This is a genomic window from Monashia sp. HAY1-2A (assembly GCF_056755315.1).
The window spans coordinates 1-695 of the sequence record NZ_JBNDHY010000320.1 but is presented as its reverse complement, the minus strand read 5'-3'; the positions used below and the strand labels follow the sequence as shown (position 1 = coordinate 695).

Sequence of the window (695 nt, the reverse complement as noted above, 5' to 3'; positions counted from 1 at the left end):
CCTGCGCAAGTCCTTCGGCCAGCGGGTCGTGCTGGACCGGATCGACCTGGACGTGGCCTGCGGGGAGATCGTCTGCCTCATCGGCCCCAGCGGCTCGGGCAAGTCGACCCTGCTGCGCTGCATCGACGGCCTCGAGGAGATCGACCGCGGCATCCTGCGCGTCAACGGCGAGGACCTCGGCTTCCGCGAGCACGACACCGCCTACCAGGCCCTGACCCGCAAACAGGTCGCCGCCCAACGCACCCGCATCGGGATGGTCTTCCAGTCCTTCAACCTCTTCCCCAACATGACCGCCCGCGAGAACGTCATGTCCGGCCCGGTCCTGGTCAAGGCCACCCCGAAGGCCCAGGCCCGCGAGCGGGCCGAGGCCCTGCTGGCCAGCGTCGGCCTGCAGGGCCACGGCGAGCACTACCCCTGGCAGCTGTCCGGCGGCCAGCAACAACGCGTCGCCATCGCCCGCGCCCTGGCCATGGACCCCAAGGTCATGCTCTTCGACGAACCCACCAGCGCCCTGGACCCCGAACGCGTCGGCGAGGTCCTCGCGGTCATGAAAGACCTCGCCCACCGCGGCATGACCATGCTCGTGGCCACCCACGAGATGGGCTTCGCCAACGAGGTCGCCGACACCGTCCTGTTCATGGACGGCGGCCGCATCGTCGAACAAGGCCCCCCCACCCAGGTCCTGGGCAACCCGA

1 protein-coding gene is annotated in these 695 nt (G+C 69.9%); it reads left to right on the top strand.

Annotation, left to right across the window (positions count from 1 at the left end):
- Position 1 precedes the first annotated feature (1 nt).
- Positions 2-695: amino acid ABC transporter ATP-binding protein (locus ACPYOM_RS22105; RefSeq protein WP_481347605.1), on the top strand; the 694-nt coding region annotated here is incomplete at its 3' end.